1 protein-coding gene (running past one end of the window) is annotated in these 21,410 nt (G+C 65.9%); it reads right to left on the bottom strand.

Annotated features, from left to right (window positions below):
• On the bottom strand, nt 1-21,410 hold part of the coding region annotated (locus Q0O99_RS08135; RefSeq protein WP_293750294.1) for an LEPR-XLL domain-containing protein (this coding region is incomplete at its 3' end). The annotated region continues 8,625 nt past the right edge of the window; 21,410 of 30,035 annotated nt are visible.

Genomic DNA, 21,410 nt, shown 5'->3' with positions numbered 1-21,410 from the left:
GGATCCAAGGCGCTGGCGTTGGCCGCCGTCAGCGTGCCGGTGCCGGCGCTGAGGGTCAGGCTGTGGTTGCCAGCGCCCCCTGTCAAAGCATTTTGCAAAACAATAGACGTACCTGCCCCTACCCCCACCGCAGTGGGCAGGGTCAGGTTCAAGGCGGTGGTGCTTTGGCTGCCATTGGCACTGGCCAGACTGATGGCGATGCTGGCGCTGCTGCTGCCTTCACTGCCGATCAGTCGCACACCCAGGCTGTTGGCCAAGGTGGCAAGGGCATTGGCTTGCAGCGAGACGGTGCCGGCGGAGAACAAGGCGTTGAGCGCGGCGGCGGTGCCGCTCAGGCGGGTGGAGACCACCGATGTGCCGCCCACAGTGAAGCTGTCACCCTCACTGAGGCTCACACCAGTGCCCGTCAAGCTGGGCAGGTTCAGCGTGGATTGCGGCGCGGCCAGCTCCAAGCTCAGCAGTTCGCTGTCCTGACTGGCGGCTAGGGTGTTGGCCGCCCACTTCAGGGGCAGCACGGCACCGGGTGTGGCCACCATGCTGGTGGGCAGGGTCAAACGGCCACTGCTTTGGGTGGCGCTGCTGACCACGGGCGTGGCCAAAGTGACGGCCAGTTGGCTGTAATGCTGGCCTGTGGCGTCGGCCAAGCGCAGCGTGAGTGTGCCGGCCGTGCCGATGTAGCTCAGGGCTGCGGCATTGGCCAAGTAGTCTTGCAGCGCGCTGGCACTGCCGGTCAGGGTGCGTGCTGTGGCGCTGCCGCCCACGGCAATGCCGTCCGCAGAAGCAGCAGCCAAGCTGGCACCTGCTGGGGTGTTCAAGCTCAGAGTCAGCGTGCCGCTGCCACTGATCTGCACCGAGCCCAAGCCCAGCTGGGACGCTGTGCCTGCGGTGATGAAACTGGTGCTGGCCACACCGGCCAGCGCCGGAGCGCTGAGGCTTTGTGCGCTGCTGCCGTACAGGGCCAGCTGGGTGTGCACCGAGACGGCGCCACGCACCACTTGGACGCTCAGGGTTTGGCCGGCGTCACCGGTGTAGCTCGGCGCATCGGCGCTGGCAAACCAGCTGCTGAGCTGGGCGGCGCTGCCACTGAAGCTGCGCTGTGCATCGGTGTTCACACCGGTGGCGCTGATGCCCGAAGGCAAGGTGGCCGAGATTTGGCCACTGCCCGCATTCAGGGTGATGGTGAGCGTTTCGCTGCCGCTGCCAAAGGCACCGGCAGGCAAGCGCAGCAGCGATGCCACGCCGGGCGTCACCGGCAAAGCCCCTGGCAAGACCACGGTGGGGCTGTCCAAGGCCGGAGCGGGCCCCACAGCGCTCACGCTGCTCAATTGGGTCAACACATTCAACTCGTCGATGCTGACCAGGGCGCTGTCGCTCATGACGATGATCTTGGGCGCTTGCAGGGCTTGACCCACCGTGAGGGCCTGGTCGGCCACCGCTTGGCTGACAAACAGGCCTTGACCGGCTTGCAGTGTGGTGACCGTGCCGCGTGGCAAATAACTGCCCGCGATGGTGATGAAGCTCTCGCTTTGCAAGTGCAAAGCCTGCGTGGGCAAAGCCACGCTGAGGCCTTGCACGGCAGGGCTGGCCGACAGATCCGTTGGCTCGAGCACGGCGGTGCCCACGGGCAACTGGCTGCTGGCGCCGCCCAAGCGCAAAGCAGCGCCGCTGCGGTATTCGGTGCGGGTAGCCCCGGTGAACAGGCGGGGGCTGCCGATGAAGCCGGCGGCCAGCAGGCTGAGCTCGTCCAGGTTGTTGGCCAGCGCATCGGCCACGGCCATCAGCAGGTCGCCGGCCAACGAGAAAAGGCTGACGTCGGCGTTGTTGCCGGTGCGGATTTTTTCGACGGACAGCGTGCTTTGCGCCGTCACGGTCACGTTGCCGACAGCAGCCAGATTCTTGACCGTCAGACCCGGCTTGGACTCGCCCTCGCGGTCCACATCGGCCAGGCTCAGGTTTCCGGTCGATGCGGTGGCGCTGATCTCATCGACCGCAAGCACCATGGCAGCGATGCTGCTGCCACTCAGGCTGAGCGCGCGGGTGTCGATCAACGGCACATCGGCCGGGCCCGGGTTGGGCACGTTGATGGCGCCGGCGGCCGTCAGGCTGACCTGGCCCAGGGCATCCGTGCGGATGGCCGCACCGGCGTCCAGTGCGGGGTCGGTGAGAAGCTTCAGGCTGCCGACCGCAGTGACGACCACGCGGCCGGCGGCGCGCAGACCGCTTTGCTCCAGCGTCCACAGCGCGGCGGTGCGGCCGGTTTCCACCACCCGTTCAATGCGCAGATCGGCCACGGCGCCAATCTCCAGGTCGCCCAGGGCATAAAGATGGATGTCACCCGCAGCGGTGTGCGCCGACACGCGCGCCACGTCCAGGCGCAGCGCGCCCAGATCGCTGCCTATGCCCGTGCCCGCTTGCAGCAGCGCATCGGCGCCGCGCAGGTTGGCATCGGTGGCTGCAGGCAACAGCCAGGCGCTGGCGATGCTGCCGCCGGCCAGCACGCCCAGGCGCGAGCCGTTGGCGTTCACAGTGCCATCGGCCAGGCGGGCATCGACCGTGCCCAGCACGATGTCGGTGCCAGCGGCCAGGCGGATGTTGCCGCCGCCGCTGGCGATGCGCGCGCTGGCGTTCATGGCCAGAGCGCCGGCTGCCGCCTGCAGGTCCACGCTGCCCAGACCCGAGACCACGCTGCCCAAGCCCAGGTTGATGCCCTGGGCGGCCAGAATACTCAGTGCCCCTTGGGCCACACTGACCAAGGTGTGGGCCTTGATGGCCACCGAGCCGCCGGTGCCGGCCTCGAGCAGCAGGTTTTGCTGGGCGGCCACTGGGCCGTCCACATTGAGATTGCCTGCGCTGGTGCGCATCACGGCCGAGCCGGCTGAGAGGCCCAACAGGCTCAGGGTCTTGTCGTTGGACAGGGCCACATCGCCGACGGCGGTGACGGTCAAGGTGCCGGCCGAGGTTTCAAGTGCCTCGCCACCGCGGCCGAGCGCGCCTATGGCCTGGGCCTCAAGCTTCATCGTTGCACCGGCCAGATCGGCTGCGGCATCGCCCTGCCCTTGTGCGTCGAGTGCTTCAACGATGCGGCCCTGGGTGCTTTGCACATCGAGCACGCCCGTGCTGGCATTGATCGAGGAGGCCACCAAGTCACCGCTCACACGCACCGTGATGTTGCCCCCCTGAGAAGAGGCATGACTGGACAGCGTTGCACCCCAGGCCTGCACCAGGCCCAGGGCGTTGAGGGTGATGGCGCCGCCGGCGTTGAGCACGTCAGAATTACTGGACTGCAGCACCTGGCCCTGGGCCGCGCTCAGCAGCATCTGGCCGCGGCCCATGGTCAGGTCGTTGCGCAGATCGATATCGCCGTCCATCGCGGTCAGCGACAGCCTGTTGCCCGAATCGGAGGTCAGCTGAACCGCCTGCATCACGCGCAGCGACCCGCTGGTGCTCAGCAAAACCTGGCCGCTGGTCAGATCAAGCTGGCGCAGTTCTAGATCGCCGGTGTTGGCGATGTGCACCAGCGCGCTTTGGCCGGTGTAGGCCGATGCGGCCAGGCTTTGCGCCTCCAGACGAAGCGGCCTGAGCAGGCTGCCCAGGTTGCGGGCGCCGTCGATGGTGCCCACTGTGCCCGAGACCAGGCGCACATCAGTGCCGCTCACATGGGTCACGCCATCGTGATAGATGCGCTCGGACGCCAGAATTTCACCAGTGGCCGCCTGCAAGGTCAGCGCACCATCGACGCCTTCACCGCTCGAAGCCACCGAGGCCAGCCACAGGTCGCCGGTTTGTTCCTGCACGTTGACCAGGCCGGCGGCACTGAGGTTGAGCACGCCGGGCATGAAGCCGGTGGTGGGCTTGGGCTCGCCCTGCTCACCGATCTCGATGCGCAGCGCCGCGCCATTGGCCATGGCGATGCGCCCGGCCAGCGTGCTGACCTCGGACGAGCCGTCAGCCAAGAGGCTCATGTCGCCGCCCGAGCGCAGCAGCCAGTCGCGCTGCACGCTGTCCAACGCGGTGATGGCGCCACCCGCGGCCAAGCGCATGCGTCCGCCGGCATCGATGCCCCACAGGTCGAGCGCGCTGCGGCTGCCCTCGGCAATGCGCAGATCGTCCTTGGCGCGCATGACCACATCGCCCGGGGTCTTGACTGCCACATCGCCGCTGGCGCTGATGTTGATGTCGTCGGTGACCTGCAGCGTCACGCTCAACAGGTCGCGCCGGTTTTCCACCCACTGACCGTTGACCACATCGGCAATGCCGTCGCTCGAAGCGAGCACCGGCAAATTGACCGGCGCCCTGGCTGTGGCGCCCACCTCGCGCCACAGCAGCGCGTTGTTGAAGGTGCCCACCGCCGACAGGTCGACCGTGGCCTCGTCGCCGATCCATTCGTAGCGGCGGTATTGGGTCTCAATCACATCGGCCGCGCTGGCCTGCGCAAGCAAAGCCTTGTGGCTTTCGGTCAAGCTGCCGAAATCGCTCGGGTTGGTGATGGTCACTCGGTCGGACGAGCGGCCCACGCCGTACTTCACGCCGGCGGTCAAGCCTTCTGACAGCAGGGTGATGTTTCGGCCCTGCACGTTGAGGGACTCGGCGCCGCCGCCCTCACCTTGGCCCAGCAACTCTTCGTGCGGCAGCAGGGCCTTGATGAGGTCGGGCGCCATCGCATAGCGGGCCCGCTCCATCAGGTTGGCCTTGCTGCCGATGCCGATGGCTTGGAGCTGCTTTTCGGAAAAGCCCGAGGCCTGGAGCGCTTGCAGGCTGTCGCCCACATTGGCGGTGGCACGTTCGAGCGCGCCGTCGACGATGGCGCCGCGCTTGACGGTCAAGCGCACATCGTTGCCACTGCCGTCGGTGCCGGTCGAGAGGACCGAGGCGCCATCCCAGCCCTCGGGTGCGGCCAACACCATGTCGCCCAGCACCTCGGTTAGGGTGATGCTGCCCTTGGCCCGCGCCGCCAGACCCCCCTCACCCAGCACATTGCTGTCGACGGTGGCGCGGATCGAGCCCGCGCCGCCGTCCAGTTCCACATACTCGCCGACGATGCGCGAAGTCAGCACCGACGCGTCTTCCACGCCATAGACCGAGCGGATGGTCACGCTGCCGGCCGTGGCAACCACACCGTCGACATAGGTCGCGGCAATCACCTGGCCGATCTTCAGGCCCCGGTTGCCCAGCAAAGGGTCGTGGTCGCGGTCTTGCAGGTGGTTGACCACCACATTGCCGGTGGCGCGGATGTTGAGCTTGCCCACCGGGTCTTTCACCGTGATGGTCACGTCGCTGTGGGTCTGGATGTCGGGCAAGGCGCCGCTGAGCACCACATTGCCGCCCACCTGCATCGCATTGGCCGACAGGGCCAGCGGGGTGAACTCGGCATCCGGGTCTTCGGGCGCGGTGACCGCACCGATGGAGATGCTGTCACGCAGCAGCAGCTTGCCGGTGGTCTGCACGTTGATGGTGGGCTTGCTCGCCCCGATCAGGGTGGACACGCGCACCGGGGCATCGGCCCGCAGACCGTAGGTGTAGAAGTCCTTCAGACCGGTGACCGTGGTCTTCTTGGTGGTGATGACTTTTTCGCGCAACCAGCCGCCGCCTTCTTCGGTGGGGCCGTCGATGGTGATTTCCTGGTTGGCAAAGTCGCTCTCGAAGGTGTCGTTGGCCTTCTTGGGCGTCCAATCGACCTTTTTGCCCGAGGTGTCGGTCATCTTGATCGGCGACTCGCCGGTGGCCTTGATGATGTCGCCGGTCAGCACTTTGGCCGGATCGGGCATGGCCTTGCCGCCGGTGAGCTGCTCGGTGAGCTTCCAGGTCTTGGTGTCGCTGAAATCGGCCACCGGGAACTGCACCTTGCCGTTGTCGGCAATGTAGGTGTAGAGCTTGTTGGTCCGCACGTCGCGCACCATCGACTTGTCCTTGACCATGTCGACCGCGGCGTTGCGCTTTTGCATGTACTGCACAAAGACGGCGGGCAGATCGGGGCGGCCCATCAGCTTGGCCACCTCGGCGGCGCTGTAGACCAGCTCCGACTCGAGCAGCGGCGCGCCGTCGGTAAAACGGGTGTCACTGAGCTTGGCCGCGGTGTCGGGCACCAGGAAGTCCCAGTCCCAGCCCAAGAGGTTGAAGCTGCGCTGCTCGTAGATATCGAGCGTGGTGCTGGTCTTGGCCTGGCCCTCGGTCCAGACGTAGTAACGGCCGGCCTCGGGCTGGTAGACCAGGCTGCCTTGAATGTCGGAAACTTGGCCGCCGGTCAGGCCCCGGTCGTCGTACCGGATGCTGCTGACCCCGCCCGGGATGCCCGGGGGCACCAGGGTGCCCTGAAACTGCTGCTGGGTATAACCACCATTTTCAAAGGTGTAGACCTCGCGCTTGAGCGTGCTGCTGTCGGTGACGGTGATCTTGCCGACGCGATTTTCCGAGGCATCGATCAGGCCCGCAGCCAGCGCATAGCGGCTTTGGTTGTTGATGTTGATCGAGGCGTAGCCGCTGGCCACCTTGAGCGCGCCGTTGCCGGTGCTGATGATGGTGCCGGTCAGGTTGATGACGCCGGCCGTCGGCTTGATGTCCTCGAGCACGATGGTGCCGCTGTTGGCATCAAAGAAACCGTCGACGGTGGCAAAGCCGGCCGGGCCGTAGTCCAGGCCCTTGATGGTCTTGCCCAGGGCATCGGTGAAATTGGTCGAGCGACTGGGCGCAAAGTCCTGCGCGATGTTCAGCGTGATGTTGTCCACCCCGCTTTGGATCGTGCCGTCGATGTTGAGGTAGCGCGCATTGATGTCGATCGCGCCCATGGCAAAGATGGTCTTGATCGGCTCGGCCTGCGGCGGCGTGAACACCGCCGTGATCTTGTAGGTGTTGGGCCGGTGGTTGTACTGCACCTGCCACCAGTAATCCTTGTCGGCGTACTGATCGGTCTTGGTCAGATCAAGCTCGCGCTCCTTGCCACCGACCGGGTTGCCCTTGCCGTTGTCGTCGTAGACATAGACCTTGTCGCCATTCTTTGCGTCCTTGACCAGCACCGTGTCGCCGGGCTTGATGGTCTTCTTGCCGTCCGAGGCGGTGTAGGTGTAGCCGGGTGTGGTCGCCGGGTTGGACGGCGTGGTGGCCGGGTAGGTGCGCACCGCGCTGACGCGCACATAGTAGTCACCGGCCGCCCCCACATTGAAGCTGTAACTGTTGTTGCGGCCGGTCTGCACCGTATTGAGCACCTTGCCGGTGCTGTCGAGCAGCGACAACTCGTAGAAATTGATCGTGTTGGAGGCGGTCAAGCCCGTGTCAAGTGCCACCGTGACCCGGCCGGCGCCGGCGGCCGAGAGCTTGAAGAAGTCTTGGTCAAACTTGTCTTGAAGCTGGGCGCTGATGGCCACATTGCTGGTCAGCACATCGGCGCTGGCGCGGGTGCTGTTGCCCTCCTCCTCTTTGGTCTGCGGTATGGCGCCGCCACTGGCCGCAGCCAGCAGGGCTTGAACCCGCGGGTCGGCCGTGCCAAACAGTGAAGTGCCAGCCGTGCCGTCTTCGCGGTACACCTCACGGCCGAAAACCTTGTTGAAGTCCAGGTACTGGCGCGGATCAGCACCGGTGTGGAACCAGTCCTCGGTCGACAAATTGAAGTCGCCGGCCGCATTGATGTTGACCGCACCGGCGCGGATCTCGCCGGTGACGTGGATGCTGCCCTCGCGATTGGTCAGGTTCAGCGTGCCGTCGGCATTGCTGATCTTGCCGCGCACATAGAGGTCTTGCGGGCCGCTGGGCGCATTCAAGGCGCCCAGGCTGCCGTTGACGCCATAGGCCTCCTTGGGGAAGGCGTCTTGCGTGATGTTGATCACGCTCTGGCCGCCCGGGCCGGGCTCATTGAGCGCGAGCTTGTTGAGGTAGGTCGCGCCCGCACTGAGCGTGACCTGCGCGCCGTTGAGCGTGTCGACCCGGCTGGCCTTGAGGATGCCGACGTTGTTGATCTCCAGACCAAAAGGCGTCTCGTTCTTGATCGTGATGTTGGCGTCGGCATGGGCCAGCAGGCGGCCGCTGCTTTGCGCCAGTCGGATGCTGGCCTCCGACGTGCTGTCGCTCAGGATGTTGATCAGGCCGGCCGAGGCCTCGACCTTGGGCAGGCGCAGGAAGATCTGGTCGAACTGGCTGCGCGGCACGACGATCCCGCTGTTCTTGGAAGCCAAGCCCATTTTTTCGAGCTGGGCGTCGATCTTCTCCAGCAGCGCCTGGTAGCGCGCAATCGCCTCGGCATTGCCGGCGTGGCTGGACATCCAGCCCACGATCTTGGCGCGGTCTTCAAACAGCTGGTTGGCCACGTTGGCGTAGACCAGCGTGGGCAAGGTCATGGCCTTGGGCTTGACCACATAAAAGTCGTCGCTGAGCTCGCGCGCCAGGATCTTGCCGCGATCGCTGGTCTGCACCTGGATGGCTTGCCAGCCCGAGCTGTTGAAGCTCTCGGTGGCCGCATCGACCGTCACCGCATCGCCGGTGCGGCGCAGCCAGCGGCCGTCGCTGGTGCGCACCAGCTGGGCCTTGCCCACAAAGTAGCTGCCCGAAGTGGCCAGCCTGTGGTCCGCTTCAATGCGCGTCCAGCGGCTGGCGTTGGTGTAGTCCTCCTGGTCCAACACCAGGTTGAGGTCGGCCATCGAGCCGGGGGCGAGCTGGTAGGCCGCGCCCGAGACGCCCTTGCCGTAGTCCTGCCCCACCAGCTCAACGATGGTGCCAGACCCGATGCTGACGGCCACCTGCTGCATCTCCAGCGCCACATACTGGTAGGACTGAAGCTCGTCGAGGCCCAGCGCCTCTTTTTCCGCTTTGCTCAAGTCCACGCCGGTTGCGCCGGCCTGCTTGATGGCCGAAAGACGCGCCGATTGCGCGCTGCCGGCGTCAAGATGACCGGCCAGATTGGGCTTGCCTGAGACGGTGTAAGGCTGGATGCTCAGCACCGTCTTGTAGTTCATGCCCGCTTCGATGCGGGCCGCATTGCTCACCCTGACCTCGTTGCTGCCGGTCAGCTTTTCGTCGCCTTCCGGGAAAAGGCCGGAGAACACACCGCCCGGGCTGAGGTTGAGCACCGAGCCGTCGAGCTTGGCACGGCCCATGCCTTTTTCGGCGAGCAGGTCGACGCTGCCTATGGCACGCACTTCGCTGGCCCCATCCAGCACCACACGGTTTTGCTCATACAGGTTGACCGAGCGCACCGGAACGGTGATGCCGTTCAGCGCAATCATCGCCATGTCGGCCCGCGCCTTGCCCAAGAGGATGTTGGGCACCCGGTCGCGGCTTTGGCCTGCCATGACCTTGACGTCGCGGCCCACCAGTTCGGCATCGGTCAGCACGATGTCGTTGTTGGCATTCAAATTGACCAGCGCGGTGGCGTTGGAGACACCGAAGGCGGCCAGCGAGAAGGTGTTGGCGGCGGCCAGCACATCGGCGTCGGTGCGGGTGGCCATCATCAGGTCGCCGCTCAGGTTGCGCAGCGACGCGCCCTTGCCCACCCGGATATTGGAGACCGAATCGGTGGTCTGGGTGGCCAGGGCCACGGTAAAGCCCAGGCCGGACAAGCCGTCGACCCGCACCTTGTCGATGAGCTTGACGCTCGAGAGCGTCTCGACCCGGAACACGCCGGTACCGGCACTGTCGACGGTGAGCGCCGCATCGTCGGCAATATCGACCACCGAGCCAAAGCGGCTGCTGGCGCGGCCCACGTTGGTGGTGCTGGCGATTGCGCTGATCGAGGCGCCGCTGACAGAGAAGGACTCGAGCGAATTTTCGAGCGCGCTGTACTTGTTTTTGACCGCCTGGTTGCTGGCGTAAATCAAGATGGACTCGGCATCGACCGTCGCACCCTGGCCGATCTTCACATCGGCAGTGCCGGCCACCAGGTTGGTGACCAGCGCCCCGCTGCCGGCAAACAGGCCTACGGCCAGGTTGAAGGCCTGCGAATCAAAGTCCTGGTCGCGGTGGGCGATCAGGTCGACCAGGCCGGCCTCGACCTTGGCGTTCTTGCCGATGCCGGCCACCGTGCTGCCCACAATGCTCAGGTTGGACAGGGCGCCGGCACCGGCGATCAGGCCGCCGCTGGAGGCCGACGACTTTTGGTATATGCGGTCATAGGCCTTGGCGCTGACGCGCAGCACGCCGGCCTGAACCTGGGACAGATCGCCCACGGCCGCGTTGATGGCACTCGAATCGACTGTGGTGACCGAGGACACACCGACCGAGACCGACAGGCCGCCGCTGATGGCCAGCGCATTCGACCGGGCATTGGCGTCCTGGTCGGCACGCGCGGAAATCAGCACCGTGCCGGGCGACTTGACCTCGGTGGCGGCGATGAAGGCATCGACCACGGGCGAGAGCGTGTTGCGCGTCTGCGTGCCGGCGGCGGCAGCGGCCACCACGCCAAAGCTGGCCGCTGCGGCCGTGACCACCGCGTTGGCGTTCGAGGCACTGAGCGCATTGACGGTGATGTCGCCTGCCGCATACAGCTCGCTCAGGCCGGTGATGCTGTTGACCACCTTCTCTTCGGTGCTGCGGCCCGACCAGGCCCGGGTGGTGGTGTCGATGGTGTTGTAGGCATTGGCACCGCCGCCGGCCACTGCCGCGCCCACGCTGACCGACAAGGCCACCGCCACCGCGGTGGAGGCCGCATCGATGCTGGCCGATTCGCGCGCGTCGAGGGTGATCGAGCCCTCGGTGGAGAACAGCAAGGCGCGGTCGGTGAAGGCCTCGACCGTGCTCAGGATGCTGTTGTCCGACAGCGACACACTGACCGCCACCGACACGCCTGAAGCGCCAAAGGATGCCGCGACCGACACCGCAAACACCGACGACGAGATGCTGGCGCTGTCGAGCGCGATGATGTCGATGTCGCCGTCGACCTTGATGCCGCGGTCGGTGGTGTTGGCCACATAGGCGCGGGTGGTCGAGCCGATGCGGTTGACCGCACTGCCGCCGGCGCCACTGATCGCCACCGCCGCCGCACCGCCGCCCGAGGCAGCGACCGAGCCGGCAAAGACGGTGGAGTGGATGGTCTGCTGCGACAGCGCCGAGACCTTCAGGTCGAGCGTGCTGTCGAACACGTCGGCCGTCTTGCCCACCGACGATTCGGTGATGAAGGCCTCGATGCGGTTGGCCGCCGGATTGGTCAGCTGCTCCCACTTCGCGGTGTCCGAAAAATCCTGGCTCAGGATCAGGTCGATCGGGTTGCCGTCGTCGTCGTCCTTGCCCTCGAGGTCGTCGTCGCCGATGTATTTGTAGACCTCGTTGGCGCGCGCACCGGAAGCGGCGCCCAGGCGCACGATCTGGCCGTTGCTGATGCGGTTGGGCTTGTCGGTGCCCGAGACATAGCTGACCGGGCCGGTGTAGCCGGTGGGGTCGTAGCCCACGTAGTTGCGCGCCAGCGAGATGCCGATCGATGCGCCAAAACCGGCCCCGCCACCGGCGCCCACGCCGATGGAGGCTGAGATGATGGTGGCCTTGATGCGGTTGTTGGCTTTGGCATCGACGGTCACGTCGTCGGCGGCAGTGATCGCACTGTCGTGCACCCGCGCCAGCGTATCGCCCAGGATGACGTTGAGCGCCGAGGCACCGGCGCCGCTGATGCCCACACCGGCGCTGCCGCCGATACCAATGGCCACCGAGGCGGCCAGGCCGAAGACCTGGATATCGGCATCGGACAGGGCCTGTACCAACACGGTGCCGCCAGAGCTCAGCGTGGCACCGTCGAGCGAAGCAATGACCGAGCCGTCGATGATGTTGCGCGCCAGCGAAACCCCGATCGACAGGGCCGCACCCACGCTGCCACCAAAAGCGGCAGCCAGCGAGGCGGCGCCGGCAAAGGAGCGAATGGACGAGCGGTCGGTGGCTTGCACCAGCACCTCGCCGGCCTCGATGTCGCTGGGCCGCTCGCCCAGTTCGGTGGCGGTGCTCACCCCGGCATGGACGCGGGTGCCGATCTGGTTTTCGGCCCACACGCCCGAGCCGCTGGCGGCCAGGCCATTGCCGCCGCCGATGCCCACGGCCGCCGAGCCTGAGACCACCAGAGAGTTGATGACCTGCCGCGCATCGGCGCGCAAATCCAGCACGCCGCCGGTGGTGATGTCCGAATCGATAACAAGGGCGCGCACGGTGGCGATCGAATCCTCGCCCACCCGGCCAAAGCCTTCCTGGCCAATCAGGTTGCGGGCCACTGCAATGCCAATGGACGCGCCCAGGCCGTTGCCGCTGCCGCCGGCAATGGCCACCGACAGGGCGGCAATCGTCGCGCTGATGCTCTTGTCGCTGCTCGCTTGCAGCACCACGTCGCCCTCTTCGGCGCTGGCCGAGCCGGCGCGCAGCAAGGCGTCGGTCGAGCCGCTGATGGTGTTGAGGGCCACCGCGCCCGCGCCGCTAAAGGCCAGACCGGTGCCGCCGCCGCTGATGCCGATGGCCGCCGAGGCCGCCACCGACACCGCGTTGATGCTGTTGCGCGCCACCACCGCGGTCGAGGCCGCCGAGGAGCCGGCAGGGGCCTCGTTGAAGGTCAGGGTGTAGCTCTTGCCGGCCGCATCGACCAGCTTCCAGCGCTTGCCCTCTTCGACCACCGACACCGTGACCTCCACCGGCATCATCTGCCAGCGCGATTCGTCGGAGTAGTCCTCGTCGGCCAAGAACAGCAGGTTGTTGACGCCCACGTAGCGGTAAATGCGGTCTTCCTCGCCGCCGCCCTCGTGGCCGCGCGCCACGCGCACGGTGTCGCCCTTGCTCAGGCGGTAGCCATTGACCTTGACCTCTTCCCAACGGTCGGTGTCTTCGAAGTCTTCCTCAGACAGATCAAATTCAAGCCCGTCGAGCGCCTCATCGGCGGCGGCGTCGGCGCCGCCTTCTGCGATGGCCTCCTCATCGAGCGTGAGGTCATCGAGCGGCAATTCGCCCTTGTATTCATAGACCTTGCCGGCGTCCTCGCCCAAGAGGATGGCCACCCGGTCGCCCTTGAGCAGGGTTTGCACACCGTCTTCTTGTGTGTAGTCCCAGCTCAGGCCCTCGGTGCTGCGGTACATATAGGCCGCGTGCACCTCGTCGAGCGTGGGCAGTTCCACCCCGGCTTCTTGCAGTGCCTCAACCAGCTTGGGCTGCAGCTCGGGGTTGGCAAAGTCGCTGGCCAGGCGCCAGCGGTCGGTGTTGCTGTAGTCTTCCTTCCACAGCTCCACGTCTTCCTCGACCGAGAGCGCCTCCCAATCGGGGGCGTCTTCGAGTTCGACGGTTGACAGGTCGATGCGCTGCGAGGCGCCCTGGTAGCGGAACAGCTTGCCGGCCAGGCCGCTTTCCTTGGGCGGGCCCAGCGTCGACTCTTCCATGTGGTTGCTGGCCACCAGCACCACATCGCCCGTCTTGACCAGGCGCCAGGTCTTGCCTTCGATGCGCTCACCGTCTTCGGTGGTGTAGTCTTCCTCCACGCCGCCAAACACATAGACCCGGCCGACCTCGCCGCCGGCCATGTGGCCTTCGGCCACCCGCACGGTGTAGCCGGTCTTGACGGTCTGCGCGTCGGTGGAGACCACGCTCCAGTTGCCGCTGTCTTCAATCTGCTCCTGGGTAAAGTTGTACAGCGTGCGCAGATCGACCAGCTTGCCCAGGTTCTCGTAGAGCAGCTCATCGTTGTCGAGCTCGTAGATGATGTAGTCGCCAGTGGGCTGGCGATTGGCGTCCAGCACCTCGACCCGCACCCGCGGCATGCGGCTGGTGGTGATGCCCAGCACGCTGCCGGTTTCAATCTCGCGCAGCTCGACCACGCCGTCAAGCGCCAGGTAATCCCAACTTTGGTCTTCGTCGCTGCTGTAGCTCGTCTTCTTGCCGGCATTGGCCAGGGCGTTGAGCGCGTCGGCCGTCAAGCCGGCTTGCTTCATCGCGTCGTAGTCGAGCTCCTTGCGGTCCACGCCTGCGGAGATCGCGCGCAGCTCGACCGAGCCGCTGCGGGCCACCAGATCGGCGCCCACCACATCGGCCAGGGTGTCGGCATCGATGCTGTTGAAGGCCAGCGACAGGCCGATGGCCACCGAAGCGGCGGTGCCTGCACCCGAAAGCGAGGCCGACAGGGCCGCCGCGCCGGTGATCGCATCGATGGTGGCGAGGTTTTCCGCGCGCACCGTGATCGACTCGGCCTCCAGCGTCAAAGGATCGGCCGGGTTGCCCAGCACGCCGGCCTGCAAGCTGGCGTTGATGCGGTTTTCGGCATAGGCGCCGGCGGCGCTCAGGCTGTAGGCCGAGGAACTGGCGCTCGCGCCCACCGCAGCGGCGGCGGCCAGCACCGTGGCCTCGATGCGGGCGCTGCTGACGGCCTCGATGTTCAGGTCGCCACTGGCCTCCACGGAACTGTGCACCAGCTGCGCCCGGGTGTTGACCACAGAGGCGCTGTAGCTGACCAGGCGCCACAGGCTCTCGTCAGAGTAGTTCTGGTTGACCAGGTCGATGCCGTCATCGTCGGTGTACTTGTCGCCGACGTATTCGTAGATGTCGTTGCCCATCAAGGCCGAGTCGAGCAGCACGCGCTTGCCCTTGACCAGCTCGGTGAGCTTGTTGTCCTTGTCGTAGGCGGTGGCCGCGTAGTCGTAACTGACCTGGGTGGGCGCCATGCCGATCAGGTTGCGCGCCACCGACAGGCCCACGGCGGCGGCCTTGGACGAGCCCGACATGCCGAAGGACACGGAAGCGGCCACCGAGCGCAGGTAGGCGCTGATGTGGGCATCGTCGGTGACCTTGATCTCGACGTTACCGGTGCTGGGGGCGTCGGCCAGTTCCTCGTCTGGGCTGACTGCTTCGGTGCCTGTATCTGTACCAGCATCGGCGCCCTCCTCAGCGGGCGCTTCGGCGTCTGGATCCACGGGCGCGCCCGTGACGATGTCGGCCCACTGCGCATAGGCCTGCGAACTGCCAGTGATGCGGTTGAGCGCAAGCGTGCCCGCACCCGAGACTGCGGTGGCGCCGCTGGACAGGCTGGCCGAAATCGCCACCGCCGTGGCGCGGCCGTTGGCCACGATGGCCGAGCCGCGCTCGGTGCTGATGAGCACATTGCCATTGGCCGACGTCAGCTCCGAGGGTGCAGTCAACGAGGTGCCACGCACAAAAGCATTGACATCGTTTTGAACGTCGTTGCGGCTCAGGCTCACACCGACCGAGACCGACTTGCTGGCCCCGCTGGTGCTGGCCGAGATGCCGATGGCGCTGGCGGCCACTTCGGACTCGATGCGGGTGTTGCCGCTGGCCTGGATGGTCACGTCGCCATCGGCCGCCACCGTGGCGGTCTTGTCGACGGTGGCGTCGGTGTTGGCGGCGATCTTGTTCATCGCGATCACCGGCGCGACGGTAATCGCCTTGCTGTCGGCCTTGGTGCTGACATCGAGCGCCAATGCCGAATTGACGATGATGGCCTGGATCTGGCCGTCCGATTCGGCGGCGACATCCAGGGCGCCGGCCAAATCAAGCGGAGTCGACTCGATGCGCGCCGTGGTGCTCAACTTGTTCTGGCCGGCCAGGCTGGTGCCCAGCACGCCGTCCGCGATGTTGTAGAGCACGTTTTGCGGTGTGTAGCCGATGGTGTTGAAGGCCATCACCACACCGACCGAGGTCGACGCCTTGACCGAGCTGTTGACCTCGGCCAGGATGAAGGCCACGCTCTCGGCTTTGACCGTCACGCTGCCGGTCATGGGCTCGGCGGCGGCTTCCTCGCCCTCACCGGCCGCAGCGCTTTCGTCGGTCGCAGCGGCGTCGTCAGCGGAGGCCTCAGCAAGGGCCGCGCCGTCTTCGGCTGCCGCTTCATCCGCGGGGGCCTCCTCGGCCACCTCTTCGTCCACCTCTTCGGCCAAGGTCACCAAGGTGCTGTTGCGCAGTACCGCATTGGCCCCGCCCAGGATGGTGTTGGTGGCCACCACCACATTGACGCCGGTGGTCTTGGCCTCCACCGTGCTGTTGTCTTGCGCCAAGATGACGGCCGACTCGGTGGCAGTGATGCTCACATCGCCGGTGACCTCCATCGCAAAGCCGTCAACCAGGGCGTCGACATCGCTGCGCACATCGTTGCGCACCACCAGGCCGCCAAAGGCCGAAGCGCCCGAATCGCTGACGGTGGCGCTGCCCTTGAGCGTGGCCGCCGCCTCGATGGCGGCGGCAGCCGTGTCGACCAGGCCGTCGAGGTCGATGGCCAGCCAGCGGCTCGAATCGTTGAAGTCTTCGCTGGCCAAGTCAAAGATGGCGTCCGAGCCCTTGAACACATAGGTGGTGTCGGCCGAACCCTGGATCTGGCGCCACAGCTCGGTGTCGCTGTAGTCGGTCTTGTCCAGGCGCGGCGCCTCCAGGTCTTCCTCGCCGATGTACTCGTAGAGGTCACCCGCCTGTCCGCCGCCCAGGCTGGACTTGAGCTCAATGCGGTCACCGGCAGTCACCGTCTCAGGCCGGTCGAAGGTGGTGTAGGTCGGCCCGCCCACGCGCACCCGGTCGCCCAGGATCACGCGCTGGGTGCCCGACATGTCGGTGTAGGTCACGCCAAACAGGTTGACAAAGGCGCGCACGGCCATGGTGAGCTCGCTCTCCTCGCCCGAGATCACCGACAGGTCGACCTGGGAGACGATGCGCGCATCGTCGGTCGAGTTCACACTCAGGCCGCCTGCGCCGACGGTGAGGTCGCGCATCGTCAATGGGGTTTTGGCCGCATCGTGCGTGATGGTCGCCAGCGCGCCGCTGCTGACCATGTTGCTGGCCAGCACAAAGCCGGCCGACACGCTCTTTTGCGGGCCGGCTGCGGCACCGGTGCCCACGCCGGTGGCGCCAGCGGCCGGATCAGGCTCGGGCAGGGCCGAGGCGACCTCGTTGCGGATCTGCGCAAAGATCTCGGCTTCGTTGCTGGCGTTGACCACCACCGCACCGGCCGAATCGACGTCGGTGTTGTGCAGATAGGCTTTGACAAGCGACTTTTCCTGGTCGCCAATCTCGCTGCCCACCAGGGCATCGATGGCGGCAAACAGCACGTTTTGCGCCTGCCAGCCGATGGTATTGAAGGCCAGCGTCACGCCCACCGAAGTGCCGTCGGAGCTGATCGCGCTGTTGTTGGTGGCGCTGATGCTGGCGGTGTTGCTGCCCTCGACGCTGACGCCGTCCTCTTCGGTGGTGATGCTGCTGTCCGAGATGAAGGCCGCCGACTGGTTGAGGATGAGGTTGGTCGCGATCGCGCCGCCCACGGCCAGGCCTTTGCCGGTGCCACCGCTGGCTTCGGCCACCGCCTCCAGGCTGGCCTCGATGCTGGCCGCCTCCGACACCGCCACGCTGACCGAGCCGGCGGTGAGCTGGGCAAAGCGGATGTAGGCCTGGGCCACGGCGCGCACGTCGTTGCGCACCACCAGGCCGCCCACGGCCATGGCGCCCTTCACGGGCTCGGCGGGCACGTCTCCTTCGGGCTCGGCCGGCGCGTCTTCATCAGGCGCGACCAGGGCCGTGCGCAGGCCTGAAGGGGTCAAGCCATCGCTGGTCATGCCAAAAGACACCGTCCACTGGCCAGCCCCCTCGCCGTCCTTGACGGTGAGGGTCAAGCCAGAGGCATCGAGCGCCTCGCCCTCTTCGGACTGCGCGCCCAGCAACTGCGTGCGCAGCTGCGAGGCAGTCAAGCCCACCCCCACTGACTCGACGGTGTAGATCACGCCGTTGAGCTCGATCTGAGCATGGAACTCGGTCGTGCCTTCGGGCGCCTGCAAGTCGATCGCATAGCTCGCACCCACGCCGCGCTGGCCTTGCTGCTCGGTCTGGATGAAGCGGGCCGGGTCTGTGGTGGTGACCACGGTGAGCGCGTCCAGATTCTGGCCAGCCAGCGCACCGCCGAAGACGACCAGGTAGCTGCCTTCTGCGGGCGCGGTGACGGTGACGCTGCCCACATCGCCCAGAGCCCGATTCAAAGCGGCTTGCACCTGCTGCTCGCTTGCGCCCAACTCCAGTGCGTCGGTGGTGTAGGTCTGGTCCTCGTGGCTCAAACTCACAGTGAAAGTGCCCGAGCCGCGGTGCGCGATGTCGATGCGCTGGGTCTCGTCGGTGCGGCTGGAGCCGGTCTGACTGGAGATGAAGCTGTAGGACAGCTTCTCCGAGCTCAGGCGCAGCGTGGGCACACTCTTGCCCGCCAGCTGGCCCACCAGCTCGACCTGGTAGCGGTTGCCTGTGCCCGTGTAGCTGGTGTCGCGCGCGACCTGGATGTCGTCGGCGGTGACGAATTTGCCCTCACCGATGACCGCCTGAATGTTCGCCTGCGGCGAGTTGAGCACCCGCACATACTCGGCCTTGAGGTCGCGAAGGGTGTTGGCCGGGTTCTCGGCCCAGTTGAAATGAACCGGCGTGACCGGCAAGTCTTTGTTGCCGCTCACATAAAGGTGAAAGTGCTGCTCGCCAAACTGCTTCTTGAAGGTGACGCTGTGGCCTTGGTTGGTGGCCACGCTGCTGCCCTCGCGCAGCGTGCTGACCGTGCCTTGGGCAAACGCAGCGGCAGCCGCGTCGGTGATGACGCGCATCTGCTCGACGTTGGCGTTGGCGTAGCGCCCGTTCATGGACAGCAGGTAGCTGCCGTCTTCGGCCACCGACACCGTGATCTGGCCCTCGCCAAAAGTCGCATCGAGCGCGATCTGGATCAGCGCGGCCTGGTCCTCGCGGGTATAGCCCGGGTTGCCCTGCGCCAGCGTCTGGGCGTTAAAGAGCAGGGTGTTGGGTGCCAGACTGGCACTGGCCACCGGCACCCGCTCGGCCGTGATCTGGGCTATGTCGAGAGCCGCCAGCTTACCGCTGAAACTGATGGTGAAGGTGCTGACGTTGCTGGACGTGCTCCAGGTCACCGTGATCGGCCCACCCGTCTTGGGCGCCGCGACTCCGAGCAGCCCGGCCACCGCCACCCTTAGGGTTTCGGCGTCTTTGAGGGGGCTGTTGGCAAAGGTCAGCGGTGCCGAGGTCTTGTCGCCCAGCTTGAGCACAAAACGCTTGTTGGCATTGGCCTGGGTGTTGATGATCTTGAGCACCTGCTCCTCATCGCTCGCCTCGCCCAGGCTGAGCAGCGCGATCGGGTCGGTGATCTTGGTCTTGCCCAGCGCCAGGCTGAAGACAGAGTCGGGGCCGAGCGCCTCGGGGGCCACGTTCAGATCGAGCACCTGCAACTCGGAAACGCCCTCCACGCGGGCGACCGTTTGTGTCGCATCAACCCACTCGAGCTCAGCGGGGGTGTCTGTACCGGTGTCTGTGCCCGTGTCTGTGCCGGTATCGGTTCCTGTGTCCGTGTCCCCCTCCTCAGGCGACGCCTGCTTCAAGGTGGTCTGGATCTCGACCTCGGATGTGCCGGCGGCAAAGGCCACCACCCACTGGCCCGACTCGCTCCCAAGCTTGACCGTGGGTTTTTGGATGCCGTTTTCAAGCAGGGTTTTGCCCGCACCATCCAGCGCCGACGCCAGCTTGGCCGCGAGCTGGCTGGCCGTCACACCGACGGCCACATCGTCCACCGTGTACTCGACGCCCGCGAGGGTCAAGCGCAAATCGAACAATTCCTGATCGGCCTGGGCCTGCAAATCAATAAGGTAGCTCGGGCCGGTCGCGGCCTTGCCCTCGGTCTGGGTGGCGGTGCTGGCCTTGACGCCGGCCGTTGCCTCGCTCACTTGCAACTGATCGAGGTTGGTGTGGGCATAGCGGCCCGCCATGGTGAGCAGGTAGCGGCCCTGCGCGCCCGCGCTGACGGTGATCAGGTCCTGGCCAAAGGTTTTGTCGAGCGCGGCCTGGATCAGCGCCGCCTGGCTTGACGGACTGCTCGCGGCGCTGCCGTCACGCAGCGTGCTGGTTGCAAAGGCCAGCTTGCCGGCGGTGCTGGGCAGAACCACCTGCAACTTCGCCAAATTGGGCGAGGCCTTGTCCTCGGTGACATGGTCGATGGTGAAGGTGCGCCGGCTTTGCGCGTCGGTGCCAAAGCGCACCTTGGCGCTCTTGATGTCGGGGTGCGTGGCCAGCGCGTCGCTGATTTTCTTGGCGTCGAACTCGGGGTTGCCCGAGTAGATGATCTCTGAGGAGGACCAGGTACCGATCTTGAGCGCAAAGCGCTTGTTCACATCGGACTGCAGCACCGTGATCTGTTGCTGCTCGGCCATGGCCGTGCCGCCCAGGGGCAGCACCTCAATCGCATCGGTGACCTTGCTCTTGCCCAGTGCCAGCTTGAAAGTGCGTTCGCTGCCCAGACCCAAGCTCGGATCGATGGCCAGTGACAGGGTCTGCACCTCGTTGACCGCTTCGCCCGCCTCCAGCGCAGCCTCGGCCGTGGTCCAGGTCAGGCCGGTACCCAGCTCGACCTCGGTCTCTGGCGGTGTCTCGTCGCCTGCGGCCTCGCCTGTTTCGGCCTCGGCCACCGGATCGCCGCTTTGCGGATCGAGGTTGAGGAAGGGCAGCTTCAGCCCCAGCTTGTTGAGCAGGGCCGTGCCCAGCTTGACGTAGGGCACGTACTGCTGCATGCCCGCCGGCGTGAAGTCGCCCAGGTCCAGCTCGACGGCCCGCAGCTCCATCGGCTTCTTGGGCTCTGGGGGGTCCTCGCCCTCTTCAGGCTCTTGGTCGTCGATCAGATAGCCCAGGAGGTCTTGCAGCGTCTCGGGCAATTGGTCCATCACCTCGAGGATGCTGAACTCGATGTAGCTCTCGCTGGGGTCGTCCTCGTTGACCTCGAAGACAAAGAGCTCGATGCCCAGCTCGTCGGCCACCAGTTGCACGACCTCGGTCAGCGGCAGGGTCTGCTCTATCGAAATGCCCAGCAAGGCCGCCGAGACGGTGGGGTTGAACAGCCGCACCTGACTGGGAAGGGTCTTGAGCAGGTCGACGAACTGCTCGACAAAGGGCACGCTCGGACCGATGTCGGGCAGCTCGAGCTCCGGCAAGGTGATCTGCACCGGAGCTTCGTTGGCACCCATGGGACGGATGAAGGGCTCTATCAGCCGATACACGCTCTCGGGCAGGATCTCTGACAGGCTGAACTCGACCAACTCGGGCGCCAAATCAATCAGCTTGATCTTTGATTCGATCTCGACGCCGAAAACAACCCCGCTGTAGGTCGGATCGGCAATCGCAAAGCGCTCAGGGATGACCTGGATCAAGGTCTCAAAGGCGTCGTTGACCGAGTCCAGATCGGTCAGGTCGATCTCGACCGCCTCATCGTCCGGTGTGTAACGCAGATCCCGGATCGCCTGCGCGTCGAGCTCCTCGCCGGCCTCCAGCAGATCAATGGCCGCATCAAGGTCTATGCCCGTCAACCTGGCCTGGACTGGCGCGAGGGCCTCGTCGATGTAGTCGGCATACTCCTCAGGCGTTTCGTAACGCAGCGTGGTGCCAAAGCCAATGTTCAACTCCGTGCCCAAAAGGACCGCTTTGAAGGAAGGCAGCGAGATGTCGAAATACTTGGGCAAAAA

It is taken from the genome of Limnohabitans sp. Rim8 (assembly GCF_945901735.1).
Classification (GTDB): Bacteria; Pseudomonadota; Gammaproteobacteria; order Burkholderiales; family Burkholderiaceae_C; genus Limnohabitans_A.
The sequence above is the reverse complement of the archived record's forward strand: the minus strand, read 5'-3'. Positions and strand labels throughout refer to the sequence as shown.